Source organism: Acinetobacter sp. UBA1297 (assembly GCF_002307755.1).
Classification (GTDB): Bacteria; Pseudomonadota; Gammaproteobacteria; order Pseudomonadales; family Moraxellaceae; genus Acinetobacter; species Acinetobacter radioresistens.
The window spans coordinates 31,492-48,873 of sequence record NZ_DBUF01000003.1 but is presented as its reverse complement, the minus strand read 5'-3'; the positions used below and the strand labels follow the sequence as shown (position 1 = coordinate 48,873).

General features: G+C 44.6%; 15 protein-coding genes. 7 read left to right on the top strand and 8 right to left on the bottom strand.

Annotated elements, in window-relative coordinates:
- Positions 1-33: 33 nt before the first annotated feature.
- On the top strand, positions 34-1,179 hold the full coding sequence (gene thrC, locus B3R63_RS01000; protein ID WP_034683667.1) for a threonine synthase: 1,146 nt from the start codon (positions 34-36) through the stop codon (positions 1,177-1,179).
- A gap of 87 nt (positions 1,180-1,266) precedes the next feature.
- Here the strand turns inward: thrC and pbpG are convergent, their stop codons facing one another.
- Positions 1,267-2,298: a D-alanyl-D-alanine endopeptidase PBP7/8 gene (pbpG, locus tag B3R63_RS00995; RefSeq protein ID WP_005017149.1), complete on the bottom strand. Its 1,032-nt coding sequence runs from the start codon at positions 2,296-2,298 to the stop codon at positions 1,267-1,269.
- Positions 2,299-2,516: 218 nt separating this feature from the next.
- On the opposite strand from pbpG, the gene B3R63_RS00990 reads away from it, so the two are divergent.
- The 3 genes from B3R63_RS00990 to B3R63_RS00980 are packed head-to-tail and all read left to right on the top strand — an operon-like array spanning position 2,517 to position 6,172.
- The gene (locus B3R63_RS00990) at positions 2,517-3,152 is read left to right on the top strand and encodes a response regulator transcription factor GacA (RefSeq protein WP_005017150.1); all 636 of its coding nucleotides are present in this window, start codon (positions 2,517-2,519) and stop codon (positions 3,150-3,152) included.
- 14 nt (positions 3,153-3,166) lie between these two features.
- Positions 3,167-4,732, top strand: a complete 1,566-nt coding sequence (locus B3R63_RS00985) for a sensor histidine kinase (protein ID WP_101160618.1) — start codon at positions 3,167-3,169, stop codon at positions 4,730-4,732.
- A gap of 24 nt (positions 4,733-4,756) precedes the next feature.
- Positions 4,757-6,172, top strand: a complete 1,416-nt coding sequence (locus tag B3R63_RS00980; RefSeq protein ID WP_286728031.1) for a sigma-54-dependent transcriptional regulator — start codon at positions 4,757-4,759, stop codon at positions 6,170-6,172.
- On the opposite strand, the gene B3R63_RS00975 is transcribed toward B3R63_RS00980, so the two are convergent.
- From B3R63_RS00975 to lptF, 4 genes are all read right to left on the bottom strand, one after another.
- Positions 6,173-7,363 (bottom strand): S41 family peptidase, encoded by a 1,191-nt coding sequence (locus B3R63_RS00975; protein ID WP_286728030.1) that lies wholly within the window; start codon positions 7,361-7,363, stop codon positions 6,173-6,175.
- A 19-nt stretch (positions 7,364-7,382) separates the two neighbouring features.
- Positions 7,383-8,933, bottom strand: a complete 1,551-nt coding sequence (gpmI, locus tag B3R63_RS00970) for a 2,3-bisphosphoglycerate-independent phosphoglycerate mutase (RefSeq protein WP_286728027.1) — start codon at positions 8,931-8,933, stop codon at positions 7,383-7,385.
- Between the two features lie 118 nt (positions 8,934-9,051).
- Positions 9,052-10,122, bottom strand: coding sequence for an LPS export ABC transporter permease LptG (lptG, locus tag B3R63_RS00965; RefSeq protein ID WP_005017161.1), 1,071 nt, complete (start codon positions 10,120-10,122; stop codon positions 9,052-9,054).
- Positions 10,122-11,222: an LPS export ABC transporter permease LptF gene (gene lptF / locus B3R63_RS00960; RefSeq protein WP_005022954.1), complete on the bottom strand. Its 1,101-nt coding sequence runs from the start codon at positions 11,220-11,222 to the stop codon at positions 10,122-10,124. The genes lptG and lptF overlap by 1 nt, the downstream gene beginning before the upstream one ends.
- A gap of 154 nt (positions 11,223-11,376) precedes the next feature.
- On the opposite strand from lptF, the gene B3R63_RS00955 reads away from it, so the two are divergent.
- The 3 genes from B3R63_RS00955 to blhA are packed head-to-tail and all read left to right on the top strand — an operon-like array spanning position 11,377 to position 13,903.
- Positions 11,377-12,825 carry a leucyl aminopeptidase gene (locus tag B3R63_RS00955; RefSeq protein WP_034683680.1) on the top strand — a complete coding sequence of 483 codons (1,449 nt, stop codon included), beginning with the start codon at positions 11,377-11,379 and terminating at the stop codon, positions 12,823-12,825.
- Positions 12,818-13,225 carry a DNA polymerase III subunit chi gene (locus B3R63_RS00950; RefSeq protein WP_286728024.1) on the top strand — a complete coding sequence of 136 codons (408 nt, stop codon included), beginning with the start codon at positions 12,818-12,820 and terminating at the stop codon, positions 13,223-13,225. The genes B3R63_RS00955 and B3R63_RS00950 overlap by 8 nt, the downstream gene beginning before the upstream one ends.
- A gap of 45 nt (positions 13,226-13,270) precedes the next feature.
- Positions 13,271-13,903, top strand: coding sequence for a cell division protein BlhA (gene blhA, locus B3R63_RS00945; protein ID WP_286728022.1), 633 nt, complete (start codon positions 13,271-13,273; stop codon positions 13,901-13,903).
- A 409-nt stretch (positions 13,904-14,312) separates the two neighbouring features.
- Here blhA and B3R63_RS00940 read toward each other — a convergent pair whose 3' ends face one another.
- The 3 genes from B3R63_RS00940 to ribD are packed head-to-tail and all read right to left on the bottom strand — an operon-like array spanning position 14,313 to position 17,371.
- Positions 14,313-14,972, bottom strand: a complete 660-nt coding sequence (locus B3R63_RS00940) for a riboflavin synthase (RefSeq protein WP_005017171.1) — start codon at positions 14,970-14,972, stop codon at positions 14,313-14,315.
- Between the two features lie 21 nt (positions 14,973-14,993).
- Positions 14,994-16,286 carry a DNA adenine methylase gene (locus B3R63_RS00935; RefSeq protein ID WP_286728019.1) on the bottom strand — a complete coding sequence of 431 codons (1,293 nt, stop codon included), beginning with the start codon at positions 16,284-16,286 and terminating at the stop codon, positions 14,994-14,996.
- A complete protein-coding gene (ribD, locus tag B3R63_RS00930; RefSeq protein ID WP_349677285.1) occupies positions 16,283-17,371 on the bottom strand; it encodes a bifunctional diaminohydroxyphosphoribosylaminopyrimidine deaminase/5-amino-6-(5-phosphoribosylamino)uracil reductase RibD in 1,089 nt (362 codons plus the stop codon). Before ribD ends, B3R63_RS00935 begins: the two co-directional genes overlap by 4 nt.
- Positions 17,372-17,382: the final 11 nt, after the last annotated feature.

Here is a 17,382-nt window from a genome sequence, read left to right as displayed (position 1 = left end):
TCACCAGCTCTACCTCATATTTGGAACATCATCATGTCTAATGCCAACCGTTATACCGGTCTTGTAGACCGTTATCGTGACCGTTTGCCCGTTTCAGCAACGACTCGTGCTATTTCTCTGGGCGAAGGTAATACGCCGCTGATCAAGCTTGAGAATATTCCACGTATTATTGGCAAAGATGTTGAAATTTATGTGAAGTATGAAGGTCTTAACCCGACTGGTTCATTTAAAGACCGTGGCATGACCATGGCAGTAACCAAAGCGATTGAGGAAGGCTCTAAAGCGATTATCTGTGCATCTACAGGCAATACTTCGGCAGCTGCGGCTGCTTATGCAGCACGTGCCGGTATCAAAGCTTTTGTTTTGATTCCTGAAGGCAAAATTGCGATGGGTAAAATGGCTCAGGCCATGATGTATGGTGCAATCACTATGCAAATCCGTGGTAATTTTGATGATGGTATGCGTCTGGTGAAAGAAGTTGCCGATCAGGCACCAGTAACTATTGTTAACTCAATTAATCCATTCCGCTTACAGGGCCAGAAAACCATTGCTTATGAAATTGTAGAAGCTCTTGGCCGTGCACCGGATTATCACTGCCTGCCTGTAGGCAATGCCGGAAATATTACTGCACACTGGATGGGCTATACTGAAGCTGTTGCCAATCAGCCTGCTGACCAGTTCGAGCAAGTGATTTATGATGCCGTAACAGATACCTTTACTGGACCTAAGCCTGAAGGCCTACCTGTTATGGTGGGTTATCAGGCTTCAGGTGCTGCTCCTTTCCTGCGTGGTGCTCCCGTAGCTGCGCCAGAGACTGTGGCTACAGCCATCCGCATTGGTAATCCACAAAGCTGGAACCATGCTAAAGCAGTTGTACGTGATTCTGAAGGCTGGTTTGATGAACTGCAAGATAGCGAAATTCTAGACGCACAGCGTATGTTATCGATGTATGAAGGTGTATTTGTAGAACCTGCTTCAGCCGCTTCAATTGGCGGTGCGATCCGTGATATTAAGGCGGGTAAAATTGCTGAAGGTTCAGTTATTGTCTGCACAGTAACAGGAAACGGTTTGAAAGATCCAGATACAGCAATCAAGCAATGTGCTGATGCGGTCATGCTGACGATTGACGCCACAATGAATGATGTTAAGACCTCTATTCTCTCCAATATGGAAAAATAATCTGGTCTGAATATAAAAAGCCCTGTTTCTACAGGGCTTTTTATATGCTTAAGAGCTAAATTCTATCATCAGCTCTTGAGGTTTGGGTTAAATATTCTTAGGAAGCTGATTAAGCCAGCTAAATAAACGGGTTGCATCATTATTACGAGACTGGGTATCTGACGCACCTAATAGCACCACAATAGCCGGACGCTGATTTACAGTTGCATGCATAACTACACAACGGCCTGCTTCATTAATAAATCCGGTTTTAGACAGGTTAATATTCCAGCCCCCGTTACGTACCAGTGCATTGGTATTATTCGATTTAAGCACACGGTAGCCTAGATTAAAATCATAGGTGGGTGTTGTTGAAAACTGGCGGATCAGGCCGTACTGAGAAGCAGCACTTACCAGAATACCCAAGTCACGGGCAGATGCGACATTACGTGCATCCAGACCCGTAGATTCATAAAACTTGGCACTATGCATGCCAAGCTCGCGTGCCTTGGCATTCATTGCTGCTACAAATGCCGGTTTTCCGCCTGGATAAGTCCGTGCCAGAGCCGCCGCTGCCGGGTTTTCAGACTTCATTAAAGCAAAAAGCAGAACTTCTGCACGGTTCATTTTGTCACCGGCACGCAGAGTAGAACTGGCTTTTTTAGGACCAATAAAATCAATAGGTTGCAAAGTAATTTCTTCTGACATATTTAGACGTGCATCAGAAGTCACTACGGCAGTCATCAATTTAGTGATTGATGCAATCGGTAATGCTGTGTTGGTGTTTTTACTGAACAACACCTCACCTGTTTGTGCATCCATGACCAGTGCTGCACGGGCATTCACTGAAGGTTGGTTCACATACGAGGTTGAGTTAATAATCTGAACCGTTTTAGGTTTCAGAGTGGCTGCTGGACTATTTTGCTGACGAATAGTGGTAGTAACGCTGGTAGAACCTTGTGGGGATGGTTCATCAGCATTCATAAACTGGCTGACATCTTCTGATGACCAGTTAAGTGATGCAGAGTTACTGCCTCCCGGAGAGGAGTTCACAATGAGTTCTGCAAAGCTCGTTGAACTCAGGCCAAGCAGGACAGACATGCTTAGCACATGCATTAAAGACTTTTTAGAATTTTTCACGGCGGTATACTCGTCTTGGAGAGGCAAAACGCGATTTGCTAATTACCTCAAATATGCCTTACATTTGTACAAAACCCGTAGCTTTTTATCGCTTAGGTAATTGTGCATATCTATTCGTTCAATTTTAGAGATAGGATTGCTAATTTTGTCGTTTCATTGCAAGCTAATTTTGCTTTATGTAACAAAAATCATGATTTTTTAGTTTAAGGAGAGCCAAGTTGATCACTATTTTAGTCGTCGATGACCATGAATTGGTACGTACTGGCATTTGTCGTATGTTAGAAGATCATGCAGATGTACAGGTGATCGGGCAAGCAGAGTCTGGAGAAGAAGCCATTGCCTTGGTCCGGCAGCTTCATCCTAATGTAGTTTTACTTGATGTGAACATGCCAGGTATTGGCGGAGTAGAAACGACCCGTCGTCTTTTACAGACTGCCCCTGAAACCAAGGTTCTGGCGGTCAGTGGTTTAGCTGAGGAACCTTACCCGTCTTTGTTACTTAAAGCTGGCGCCAAAGGTTATATCACTAAAGGCGCACCTATTACAGAAATGGTACGTGCTATTAATAAGGTCATGCAAGGAGGCAAGTATTTTAGTGCTGATATTGCCGAACAGTTGGCCAGTTCTTATCTTTCTGATACACAGCAGTCTCCTTTTGATGCCTTGTCTGAACGGGAAATGCAGGTTGCCATGATGGTAGTGAACTGTATCAGTGCTCAGGAAATTGCAGACAAGCTCTTTGTCAGTGTTAAAACAGTCAATACTTACCGTTATCGTATATTTGAAAAACTTGATATTGATAGTGACGTGAAACTAACCCATCTGGCGATCCGTTATGGCTTGATTAAACCTTAAGTATAGGCGTAAAGATGGCCCCTCTACGCCCCGCCTCACTGCTTCAGACCATCTACCGTCTGGGAGAGTGGTACAGTGCTTATCGTCTTGTTTTAGCACTTAGTCTTAATATTATTTTTGCACTAACCCTTGAGACTGTTGCTCAAGACTACCAGCATCCTGACCTGTACTTTTATAGTATTGTCGGTTATGCCCTGATCAGCTGTATCCAGCTGATTTTTTATAAAATTCTACCTTTCGAAATTTCGAAGCAGCTTATTTTACTGTTTATAGTAGATGTATGCTGTTTTAGCCTGCTAAATTTTGCACTGGGTGGACCCAATCTGCACTTAAGTCTACTTTTTGTGGTGACGGTCTTTGCCGCAACAATTTTACTCAGGCCCCAGCTTGCTTTAATTATCACACTGGTTGCTGTAATTAGTGTGATTTATCAGCAGGTAGTAGGAAGCTTTTTTAACAGCTCCCATCTCAACAGTATCAGTAATAGTGCTTTATTAGCTTTTTTATTTTTTGTGATGTATGGCATTGGACAGATTGCTGTACAGCGGTTTCGCCTTTTGGAAAACCTGAACTTTTATCAGTCCATTGAGCTTAACCAGCTACAGAATATTAACCGGGCTATTTTGGAGCAAATTGAGGTAGGCTATTTAGTTTTAGATGAGCAGCAGCAGGTGATTTTAAATAATCCGGCAGCCTGTTCATTACTAGGTATTCCACCGATTTTTACTGATGAAAAGTATTTTCTACGTAAACTCCAGCCAGACCTCTATACGCTTATCCGGTTTAGTGACTTAAAAGATGGTGAAAGGTTCCTGTTTGAATCGCAGCTTTCACCTTACAGTGTAGATATACAGGTTCAGAAACTTCTTGTGCCTCATCAAGCTTTAACCTTGTTGATATTGCAGGATGCCCAGAAAATCAAGCAGCAGGTACAACAATTAAAACTGATGGCACTGGGACAGCTTTCGGCCAGTATTGCCCATGAAATTCGTAATCCTTTGGCAGCTATTGTTCAGGCTAATGAATTATTAGCTGACAGCCAGCCAGAACAGTTGCAGATGCTCACGGGCATGATTGACCGGCAGTCACAACGTATTGACAAGATTATCCATGATACCTTGAATATGGCACGTAACAGTCCGACTGAGCCTGCTAAAATCAGGTTATCAGGTTTTCTTGCCCAAGTTTTAAATGAAGACCTGATCGATATAAAACAGGCTGTACAGCTACAGATTGAGCAGGATATCTGGATTTATTTTGATGAACTCCAGCTACGTCAAGTGCTTATTAATCTGATCCGTAATGCATTAAGGCATAATTCAGCAGAGCAATCTTTTATTATTATACGGGTACATGGCACAGAAGAACGCGGCTGGATTGATGTCATTGATTTTGGTCAAGGCGTAGCAGAGCGCGATATTTCACAATTATTTAAACCCTTTTTTAGTACCGAAATCAATGGAACTGGTTTAGGATTATATTTATCTCACAGTTTTTGTGAGGCTAATCATGCAAAACTTACTTATGTCAAGCAACAACAAGGCGCATGTTTTCGAATCGAATGCTCCATTATTTATTAGAATTAACCAGGTTTTTCGAACATCATGACAAATCAGCAGGCACTTATATTATTGGTCGATGATGAGGAGGACCTTTGTACTTTAATGCAAATGTCTTTGGCCAAAATCAATATCAGAACCCACATTGCACATGGACTGGAGCAGGCAAAAAAACTTTTTCAGCAACATGCTTATGATGCCTGCCTGACTGATCTGAATTTGCCAGATGGCAATGGGCTGGAATTAGTCCAGTATGTTTCACAACTTTATCCTTGTACACCGATCGCCGTTTTGACCGCCTATGGCAATATGGAAATTGCTATTTCAGCACTCAAGGCTGGAGCTTTTGATTTTGTCAGTAAACCTGTCAATCAGGCCCATCTAAAGCAACTGGTTCAAAAAGCACTCAATACACCTCAATCGGCTCAGCAACTGGTTCAGGATGCTTTGGAAAATCGGATGTTGATTGGCACTTCTTTGCCAATCCAGCAGCTCAAAATTGCCTTGAAAAAAATTGCCCGCTCACAGGCACCTGTTTTTATTACTGGTGAATCCGGTACAGGCAAGGAAGTAGTGGCTAATCTGGTACATCGCTTAAGTAACCGCAGTGATGGTCCATTTATTGCTATTAACTGTGGCGCTATTCCAGGTGATCTCATGGAAAGTGAGCTGTTTGGACACAAAAAAGGAAGTTTTACCGGCGCAAGTCAGGACAAACAGGGACTAATTTATTCTGCCCATGGTGGTAGCTTGTTTCTGGATGAAATTGCTGAACTGCCTCTGGCCATGCAGGTTAAATTACTCCGTGCCGTACAGGAAAAGAAAATCCGTCCGATTGGTAGTGATCAGGAAATTGATGTCGATTTTCGTGTAATTAGTGCCAGTCATCAGGACCTGGAAATACTGGTACAGCAAGGTAAGTTCCGGCAGGATCTCTTCTTTCGGATTCATGTCATGGATATTGTTCTGCCTCCCCTACGTGAACGTGAAGATGACATTCTTCTGCTGGCTAAACATTTTATTCAGGAAGTATGTAAGGAATGGGATATTCCCAATAAAATTCTGACCGAGCGCGGCCAGCAATTTCTGATGCAGCAATATTTTCCGGGGAATGTGCGTGAACTGCGTAATATTATCGAACGTGCAATCACATTAAGTGATAATGAATATATTGATTTACCCCAACTACAAAGTGCACCTCTGCGCAATGTCCAAAATTTTGTAGCGGGCCAAGTTAATCATGAACCGCTAACGGACCAAGTCATTCCATTGAGCCCTCACAGGAAAATTCCTGCTGAAGGCCTGGAGCAATATCTGGAAAATATTGAAAAAGAAGTTCTGCTCACTGCACTGAACCAGACACACTGGAACCGGACTTTGGCTGCTAAAAAACTTGGAATGAGTTTTCGCTCTTTACGTTATCGACTCAAAAAATTTGGGCTGGATACCGATGATGAGTAGTCAGGGATATTTTTTTAATAGTAATTCTGCCACATTGTCCAGATAAGTTTCTTCTTTAATACTTGGGCTCATCGGAAATAGCTGATCCGGTTGAATACCACGGCCTTCAATCATGTTGCCGTCTGGAGTGTAATAATGTGACACCGTCATCTGTAGTGCTGCACCATTAGGTAAGGGAAATAACTTCTGGACTACACCTTTACCATAGCTCTTTTCACCAATAACCCAAGCTCGTTTCTGAGCTTTTAAAGCTCCTGTAAACACCTCAGCCGCAGAAGCAGAACGGTTATTGATGAGAATACCCATTTTCAGGTTCTGGAACTCATTGCCCGGTAAAGCCTGAAACTGCTGACTGCCTTCTGAACGACTTTTGGTTGAAACAATAATGCCCTGATTCAGGAATAGATCTGCAGTCTCAACCGCAGCCGAGAGCAATCCACCCGGGTTATTGCGCAGATCAATCAGGACTGTTTTCAAACGTGGCGACTGGTTCTCTTCAATAAGTGATTTAATCTGGTTAGCAGTATCCTGCTGGAATACATGTACCTTGAGTACCAAAACCTGCTGGTTATGAATCAATATCGGCTCAATATCGGCTTCAATCTTCTTGTTACGGACCAAACTGATCGGTGTAGCGTTATTGCCCAGCTGCATTTCTAGCGTTGAACCGACAGTACCATATAACAGGTTATTGACCTGGCTGTGGTTCAGACTCTTAAGTTCCTGGTTATCAATACGCGAGACAGATACACCGTTACGTAATCCCAGTTTGGAAGAGTCCGAGCCATCTTTTAAATCACGGATCCGCCACTGGCGATCATGCGCATCATAATTTAAGTTAAAATCAACTGAAGCAATATCTCCTTCAGTATATTGAATCAGTTCACGGTAATCCTCTGCTGAAAGATAGCGTGAGTAACGGTCCAGCCCACTGACCAATCCTCTAATTGCCTGTTGAAACAGTTCATCATCAGTCTTATCGGAAACATAGTTATCTTTTACAATTCCGTAAATCTCGACAAACTGCTGAATGGACTCAACCGGAATCTCAGCAAAATCTTCTTGTGTCACTGGTGAATTTAACTCAGGCACAAATCCATCATTAGCCGTATTTGCAGCCAGAATAGTACTACTACTCCAACACCCTAATAGGCCGGCAATGACTGCCCTGTATTTCCAGTGCTGGAGCATATGAATCACCTATCGTTGTTTAAGAGGTACTTAACTGAACCAGATTACGTCCCTGCATTTCTGCCGGTACAGGTAATTTCATAAGATTCAGCAAAGTAGGTGCAACATCGGCAAGTACTCCCCCTTCAATAATCTCTGCAGAGGTCGGTCCGACATAGATGAAAGGAACCAGTTCAGTGGTATGCTGGGTATGGACCTGACCACTTTGGTAATCTTGCATCTGTTCAACATTACCATGATCGGCTGTTACCAGCATGTGTCCATGCTTGGCCATTACTGCTTCATAGACCCGGCCAAGACAAGTATCTACTGCTTCAACCGCTTTTACTGCGGCATCAAATATACCGGTATGGCCGACCATGTCACCATTTGCATAGTTTACTACTAGCAGATCATATTCACCTGAATGGATAGCCTTAACCAATTCATCCGTGACTTCATAAGCACTCATTTCAGGCTTAAGGTCATAAGTTGCCACATTTGGAGAAGGTATCAGGATACGCTTTTCACCCGGATATTCTTCTTCACGGCCGCCACTAAAAAAGAAAGTCACATGAGCATATTTTTCAGTTTCGGCAATACGGAGCTGGGTTTTGCCCAGATTGGACAGATACTCGCCCAGAGAGTTAACCAGAGCATCCGGCATATAGGCAACCGGTGCATCAATAGTGGCCTGATAACGGGTCAGCATCACAAATTTGGATAATGCTGGCACAACCTTCCGTTCAAACCCCTGAAAATTCTTTTCCACGAAAGCACGGGTCAGTTCGCGTGCGCGGTCTGCACGGAAGTTCATAAAGACCACTGCATCGCCATCCTGAATTTTTACAGGCTCACCAATACGAGTAGCTTTTACAAACTCATCTGTCTCATTTGCTGCATAGGCCTGCTCTAGCCCTTCGGTTGCAGTCATTGCTACGCGCAGTGCTTCACTTTCAGTTAACAGCCGATAGGCCTGCTCTACACGATCCCAGCGGTTATCACGGTCCATAGCATAATAGCGGCCAATCAGGCTAGCAATACGCCCCTGACCCGGGTATTGGGCAAATAAGGCATCCAGCTTCTGCAAAGATGGTTCGGCACTTTTTGGTGGCGTGTCGCGGCCATCTAGAAACGCATGCAGATAGACCTGTGCACCACGTTTAAGCGCCAGTTCACACATGGCCATAATATGGTCCTGATGTGAATGCACTCCGCCTTCGGATAGCAGCCCCATAATGTGTACTGCACCGTTAGCTGTCTTCGCTTTCTCTACGGCATCAACCAGCACTTCATGTTCAAAGAATGCTCCGGTACGGATTTCCTTGGTAATACGAGTAAAGTCCTGATATAGCACTCGACCAGCACCCAAATTCATATGGCCCACTTCTGAATTACCCATTTGTCCATCTGGAAGCCCCACGTCCTCTCCAGATCCAGAAATCAGGCCATGCGGATGCTTCTGCTTCATAGCGGTCAGATTGGGTGTTTTTGCCGCAAGAAAGGCATTGTCCTTAGCCGCTTCACGATGACCTATGCCATCCATAATGACCAGTACGTGTGGAATTTTGCCTGTTGTCGCATCCGTCATGTTTTTACACTCTTTTCTGTTTGCAAATTCATCAGGCTATCTTAACCAATTTTGGCTCAAGACTCTATGTAGTCGAGATGAGTTTAGACGATCCCGTCTATCAGTTCCTTCAATTGGTCTAGCGTGCCCGATATAACAAATAACTACCACCGATAAACATCAGTAGAATCGGGAAAAAGACAAACCAGACTGGAGAAGGTGAATAGACCAGACTGGCATAGCCAAGAAAATCTTGCAGATAGTAAAAGCCGAGACCGATAAACAGCGCAATAACCAGCCGGAAGCCCATCGATTGCTGACGTAAAGGACCGAAAATAAATGAGCAGGCAATCAGTACCAAGGTAATCAGGGCAAATGGTGAAGCCAGCTTCTGCCAGAAGGCCAATTGATAGGTTTTGGGTACTTGACTGTATTCTTCCATATAACGCATAAAGCTTATTAGTTGACTTGGAGATAAATCTTCTGGGTCTAGTGTTACCATATGGACATATTTAGGTTTTAACGCCAGTGCGAGAGGCTGCTGTTCAGCAATATGCTGTACTGCATTACCGGCTTCCAGAATGTCTACCTGTACAGAATTCTGTAAACGCCATTGGCCATCTTGTTCAAACTGGCCAGAGTCAGCATTCAGTAAAGCCTGCAAACGGTAATCCTGATCGAAGTCGACCACCTGTACATTACGCAGATTTCCTTGCGAGTTAGCATAATCAATATAAATAAAACGCTGGCCTTCCCGGCTCCAGTAGCCCTTGACTTCACCCAGCTGTGCGACTGAACGGTGACTTTTTACACTTTCGGCACGCTCATTAGTTACAGGAATAACCCATTCACTCAAGGCAAAAGATAAAATCACCAGTAATAAGGCTGAACGCATTACCCAGCCAACAATCCGCCAGAGGCTGATACCGGCGGCACGCATGATAATTAATTCACTGTTTGAAGCTAGCGTCCCTAAACCTAAAACTGCACCGATCAATGCCGAAATCGGTAGAATTTCATAAATATAACGTGGTGCGCTCCATAACACATACAATAGTGCCTGCCAGGCATTATAGCCTTCTTTCAGATTTCCAAGCTCCCCCAGATAAGTAAACAGGACCTGCAAAATAGACAGCACGACGGTTGCCCCCAGCATGGCGAGCGCTGTGGTTTTGGTAACATGTTTTGCAACAATTCTACGTGCCAGCATTAGGATCTTACTCGCTTGATCTGTTTCTTAAGTTTAGGGGCCAGTTTCTGCTTTCTGGAAAAGAGAGCGCCAGCAACAGCATATACCAGCAAAACCGCCGGATAGGCCCATATTCCGATTTCATCCTTACTGGCCCGGGTTTTAATGGCCATCAGCGCTACAATCAGACTGGCAAAAATAAGCAAAGCCGGAAATAACTTCATGTAGCGTCCTTGGCGTGGGCTGACCTCAGAAAGCGCCATCGCCAGAATCAATGCGACCATAATGGCAAACGGTACAAATATCCGCCACCCCAGTTCACTTGCCACCACCGGGTCAGCCCGCTGCTCCCAGAGTTTACTGGTGGTAAGTGCAGCAACATCATCACTTTCAAAATTTGCAGTCTTGTCATTTTCCAAACGTAACCGGTAACTTTCAAACTCTGCCTGTGAATAGCGCGGTTGACCCGGATAAATCTCGTAACGGCGACCCTGCACCAGATCAACAACATTGGCGCTGTCATCCATCATTTCTACCCGGGTAGCTTCCTTGGCCAGAATCATGACATCAGGTTTACCCGGCTTTTCTGCCCGTTGATAAAAAAATATCTCTTTTAGGTTTTTATGATCTTCTGAAAGTGAACCGGCATAAATCGTATAAGGACCTGAAGAAATAAATTCTTTAGGCCTGACCAGATCAAAACCGGTACGCACAGCCTGACTGGTGGTCAGCTGCTCAAACTGGCGGATTCCCCATGGCGACATCCACAGCATCAATATGCTCTGTACCAGCATATAAACCAGTGTCAGGGGAATTAGAAGACGTGCTAGCCGGTTACGGCTAATACCACTTCCGTTCAGCACTGCCATTTCATGGTCAACATAAAGACGGCCAAAAACCAGCATTAAACCGATAAAAAACCCCAGTGGAAGAATCAGGGTCAAGAATTCCGGTAAACGGTAGCCAATAATACTCAGCAGAATACTGGCATCAAGCCGTCCTTGCGCTGCGACGCCGAAATACTTGATCAGACGCCCGCCCATCATGATCAGGGTCAATAAGGCAATGACCACCAGTGAAGTCGAAACTACTTGCTTGACGAGATAACGCCGGATAATCAAAGTTAATCTTCCAAAAAGGCCAATCGGAACTAGCGCTAGTTTACCCGAATGTTAAAAATATAAAACCTGTCACGGACTTGCTCATTGAAACGCTATCAAAGGAAATGTTTCAATGGTTTAATAAATCAAGCTATTGAATAGGCATGAAAGACATATGAAACTGACAATTAATACCTCTTCCTCTACTCTGACTTCCAGCCAGCACCTAATCATTCTGACTGATGCTGAAAACCTTGAACAGCCTGCCATAGCCTACCAGTTCAATGAACTAAAGGCTTTAATAGACGCGACACAGTTCAAGGGTAGTTTGAATGAATGCCTGCCATTAATCGCTCAGACTTCAGCTCATCAGAATGCTGTACTGCTGGGGCTCGATAAGGTAAGTGAGTTCAAAACAGCCAAGTTAGCAAAAATCGCACAAACTGTTATTAAATCTACACAAAAAAAATTCAAGCACATCAGTATTGATATTTCAGCACTACCTGATGAATTTCACTACCTGTTTGCTCTTGGACTGACTCAGGCGGCTTATCAGTTTGATGAATTTAAATCAAAGAAAAATGAGTTCCAGCTGGAACATATTGAACTGGTTGCACCTCAGAGCAGCCTGAGCCAGCAACAGCTAACGCTTTTACATGCCGTACAGTCGGGACAAAATTTTGCACGGGATTTAGGTAACCGTCCAGGCAATATCTGCTTTCCTGAATATCTGGCTGAACAGGCACAGGCACTGGCGGCTCAATATCCTGATCTGTTAAAAGTTACTGTACTTAATGAACAGCAGATGGCTGATCTGGGCATGAATGCTTTTCTGGCTGTAAGTAAAGGTTCAGACCGTCCGGGCCGTGTCATCACATTGGAATATAAAGTGAAAACCGAAGAGGCACCAGTAGTACTGGTGGGTAAAGGTGTTACCTTTGATACGGGCGGTATTTCACTTAAACCTGGTTTAGGCATGGATGAAATGAAATTTGATATGTGTGGTGCCGCTTCGGTATTAGGGACCATACGTGCTCTGTGTGAAGCAAAACTGCCAATTCATGTTATTGGAGCAGTTGCGGCTGCTGAGAATATGCCTTCCGGACACGCTACCCGTCCGGGTGATATCGTTACCACCATGAGTGGCCAGACTGTCGAAATCCTGAATACTGATGCTGAAGGCCGTCTTGTACTCTGCGATACCCTCACTTATGTAAAACGCTTTAATCCTGCACTGGTGATTGATATTGCTACTTTAACCGGAGCATGTGTTGTAGCGCTGGGTAAAGTACTTTCTGGCCTGTTTACACCAGATGATGAACTGGCAGCCGAAATTACCCGTGCCGGAGAGCAGAGCCATGACCGTGTATGGCGTATGCCGGTTCTGGACGATTACCAGGAACAGCTTGACTCACCATTTGCAGATATGGGCAATATTGGCGGGCCACAGGCCGGTTCAGTGACTGCAGCCTGCTTTTTGCAGCGCTTTACCACAGATTACCGCTGGGCACATCTTGATGTTGCCGGTACTGCGTGGTTATCTGGAGCAGCAAAAGGCGCAACTGGCCGCCCTGTTCCAATGCTGATGCAATTTTTAGCAAACCGTGCAGCGGCTAATGGCTAAGGTCAGTTTTTATCTGTTTGAAAAAAGTCAGGAACGGCAAGTAGAAAGTGCTTGCCGTTTATGCCGTAAGATCTTGCGGCAGCCTGCCAGAATCTGGCTATATTGCCCCGATCCAAGTATGCAGCAGCAGCTGGATGAAGCATTATGGAATTTCGATACAGCCAGTTTTATTGGTCATGGCATTGACCAGGTTAATGCACCGGTGTGTATTTCTGCCGAGCTGCCTGCTGAATTAGACTGGCTGGTGTTTAATTTTTCTGACAAAGCGCTTGGTCCAGTTGAAAAATTTGGACATATAATTGAAATTATTGAAAACAATGAAACTGCCAAGCAAACTGGTCGGGAAAAATATAAAACTTACCGGCAACTGGGTATTCAACCCCGCACATTTAAACTGTAAATCAGCTTTGTACCATATACATGAAATGATCTAGAGGAGAATCAGGTGGCCCTTAATATTGGTCAAGACTTTAAAAAGCGCTGGCTGGATACTCCGGAACTTGTCCGGCAAGTATATGAAGATGACCTCAAGCGAATCTGTGAATTACTGCGACCAGAAACTTCTATCCAAAACTGGCAGGCAAGAGAGCAGAGAGCTCAGCTTGAATCACAGCAGAGAATCGAAACTGCTTACGCTGAACTCAAAGCAGAACTGCTGGAACAGGCCCGTATTCGCAAACAATGGGCTCTAGAAAAATCTCTGGCGAAAAAACGCGCCGACCAGGCCGCTTATAATGCCGGGCTATATGAAGATGAAGCTCGTCAGTTTCATCAACAGACTGAGCAGCTGTATATTTTGAACCAGATGCTGAGTCAGGAAACATTGGAGTACAGTTCACGTTATCATAAAAATCCTGAGCTTCCAGCCATTGATTACGCCCAGAAATATTTTCTGAAAGTTCAGGATGATCAAATTCTCACTGAACTTGAAAGTGTACGCCTGCGTTTAGAGCTTGAAGCAGATACCCAGATCGAACAGGCGGTGAGTGCCTTTCGTGCCAGGTTACAGGCAGCAGCTCATGAAGAGATCGAATACATCCTGAAAAATACAAAGTTTAAGACATCTATCCAAGATTAGATGCTTAAAACCGGTAAGGCTGGTGAGCTCTCATAAAACTGACATAGCAACAAGGTAATGCAATAGATATATACTGCCGAAATCGTGCTCATTACAGCAGTAGGACCAGTTATCAGATGCTCAGGAAGAGTTATGGATACACTCAACCAGCCCGCTCTCTGCTCATATTTCACAACTTTCTATGGGTGAACAGTGGACTATCTCCACACAGGATTTATTGATCAGCCGTGCAGATTTTTCTCTATATCTGTATTTTTATCTCATGCCTCTGAAACAGGCTGATTTAGACTGAAAGAAACTGCCATTTTAAAAAGCCCAGCAGTATATCCTGCACTTACTATGATCAAATTTTAATATAAAAAACCGGTCATAATGGCCGGTTTTTTATATTAAAAGCAAATTATGAGGCTTATTTCAAGAAACCATTTTCTGCCAGAAATGCCATACTGATAGAAGACTCAGGTTTCTGTTCAGCAGCTTTATCACCTAGCAACAAACGTTCAATGTAGCGTGCCAACACATCTACTTCCAGATTAACTTTGCTGCCTGTTTTCCAGGTACTGATATTGGTGCGCTCGGCAGTATGCGGTATCAGATTCAGGCTTAAGATATTACCACGCAGATGATTAATGGTCAGGCTGATACCGTCTACAGTGATCGAGCCTTTTTCGGCAAGATACTTGGCAATTTCTTTTGGAGCAGTCACTTCATAGTAAACAGAACGCGCATCTTCACGGACCAAGGTGATTTCACCAACCGCATCAACATGGCCACTGACAATATGGCCACCGAAACGCGTAGTCGGTAGCATAGCCTTTTCAACATTGACCGGTTGTCCGACTTTCCATTGCCCTAATGTAGTACGGTTTAAACTTTCTCGTGAAACATCCGCTGCATACCAGTTCTCGCCCCATTCAATCACGGTCAGACAGATACCATTGGTCGCGATCGAGTCTCCCAAATTTACATCAGACATATCAAGGTCAGTCTGAATCCGTAACCGTACATCTCCGCCTACGCTCTGCAGGCTCTGTACTTTTCCAAGACTTTCAATAATGCCTGTAAACATAGATCTCTTCTCTTAAATAATTTACCACAGGGCTAATTGTGTACTGACGCCGGAGGTATCTACACCACCAAGTTCAGCAAAATGATAAAGCTGGCTGAGCAGCTGACGTAAAGGCGGACCGGATTTGGCATGAGTATCGGTAATGACAATAAACTCAAGTACACGTGCCCGCTCTGACTGACGCTGCTTGCTGACCCGATAACGTGGTACATCCTGCGTGAGCAGTGTCACTTTGCCACGCTCCAGATTAGCCTTCAGCAAATCCTTGGCTTCTATATTACCATCAGTTGAATAACTGGTCAGAATATAGCGTGCATTAATCGTTGACAGCAGCTTTTCATAAGCTTTTTTAGCGTGTTTGGATGAATTGTAGGGACTTGGACGTTCTTTGCGCCAAGCACGGTCAATCCCACTTTTATAGCCTTTGGTATCTGGGCTCGGCAAGTCCACCTGGTCCCATAAAGTTAATGCATTTAATACATGATAGTTACTGCTATAAGCATGCTGGTTATAAGGCGGGTCCAGATAGGCGACATCGACCTCGAAGCTACTCATCTGATTAGCCAGATGCTGGGCATCTACACACCACATTTCAGCAGCTGGCTTTTTCGGCTCACCTACTTCGCAGAAACGGCCAGGTGTTAGCCACAATAATGATTCAATTCGTTCCAGGGCTGTTTGGGTCTTTCCTCCCCAGCCCTGATGAAAACTTTTAAATACACCACTGGTATTACTGACAAAACTGGCAGAATAAAGCAATGGCGCAAGCAAGGCACTCATCTCAACATCATCAATTGCACCTTGTGCCTGCCAGGTTGCAATCTGCTGGCGAATAGCGTCAATACGCATACCGTTGCGACGCTTAAAGAACAGTCTGTCACGAGTCGGATCATAAACTTCGTCATTACGCGGACACAGATTATGGGTCACCCAGCCTTTAACTTCAGGTAAACGGTTTAAATAATCGATTGCTTTTTGATAGCCGCCCAGCTCTTTAAAAGCAGGAGCCTCTACACAGGACAAGATTGCATGATTCAGTGCATGACTATAAGGTTCCCAGTCATTGGCAATCACACGATAACCATTTTGTCGGGCCAGACGTGAAACCACTCCGCTGCCAGCGAAGAAATCAGCAAAAATCGGGGCACGTTTATTACCCTGATTCAGGGTACCAGTAATTTCAAGTGCTTCTAAAATCAGGTGGAGTAGTCGGCGCTTGTTACCCAGATAAGGAACCAGCTGATGAAAAAGATATTCATCTGTCGTGCGGGCGGCATGACGACGCTTGTGATAAACCGAAGACTCTGAATTCATACTGTCTCTTGAGTAGGGATTAACCTTAAGCGGAGATCATCACCTACAATTGTAGCATCTTCCAGCTTAAAACGAAGTTGCTCAGCCATACTGATAAATTCAGCATTAAACATCGCACGGGCAGATTGCCCCAAAAAAGTGGGTGCAACATAGCTGATCATCTCATCAACCAGTTTTTCCTGCAAGAAGGCCGAAGAAAGCGTTGCTCCCGCTTCAACCAGCACATCAAAAATCTGATACTGGTTACATAAGGTCTGTAATAGCCCTTTTAAAGGCTGTAACGGTAATTGTATCACGCCTAAGTCGGCAAGTTCCTGCCGGAAGGGTCCCATTACCATAAGCTGTTCCGGACTAGCCACTATTCTGGCCGTTAACGGTAACTGCCCCTGACGGTCCAGTACCAGCCGTTTGGGCTGCACAACGGTCTGCAAATCAGTCCCGGATAAACAACGTACATTTAGCTGGCAGTCATCAGTCAGCACGGTCTGTATACCGGTAATCACTACCCCTGAAATTGCACGCCAATGTTGCACATCATGCCGGGCAGCTTTACCTGTGATCCATTTTGACTCACCTGAAGCCATTGCTGTACGACCATCGAGACTGGAAGCTACTTTAAGACGTACATAAGGCATGCCTACAGCCATGGCTTTCAAAAAGCCGCAGTTAAGCTGTGCCGCTTCATTTTCACAGATACCACTCTCCACCTCGATACCAGCTTGTTTTAAAATGGCTATACCCTTACCTGCAACCAGTGGGTTCGGATCAGGGCAGGCAATTACTACTTTTTTTAATTGATGTTTGACCAATGCTTCTGCACATGGAGGAGTACGGCCATAATGTGCACAGGGTTCCAGCGTAACATATGCAGTTGCGTCTTGAGCCTGCTCACCCGCCTGACGCAACGCAAATACCTCGGCATGAGGCTGTCCCGCGCGTGGATGATAGCCTTCACCAATAATTTGGCCATCCTTGACAATTACACAGCCAACATTCGGATTGGGCTTGGTTGAATACTGACCGAGACGCGCAAGCTCAATGGCACGCCGCATATAAAAATAGTCTTGGTCAAGTCCACTATTCACTACCTTTCTCC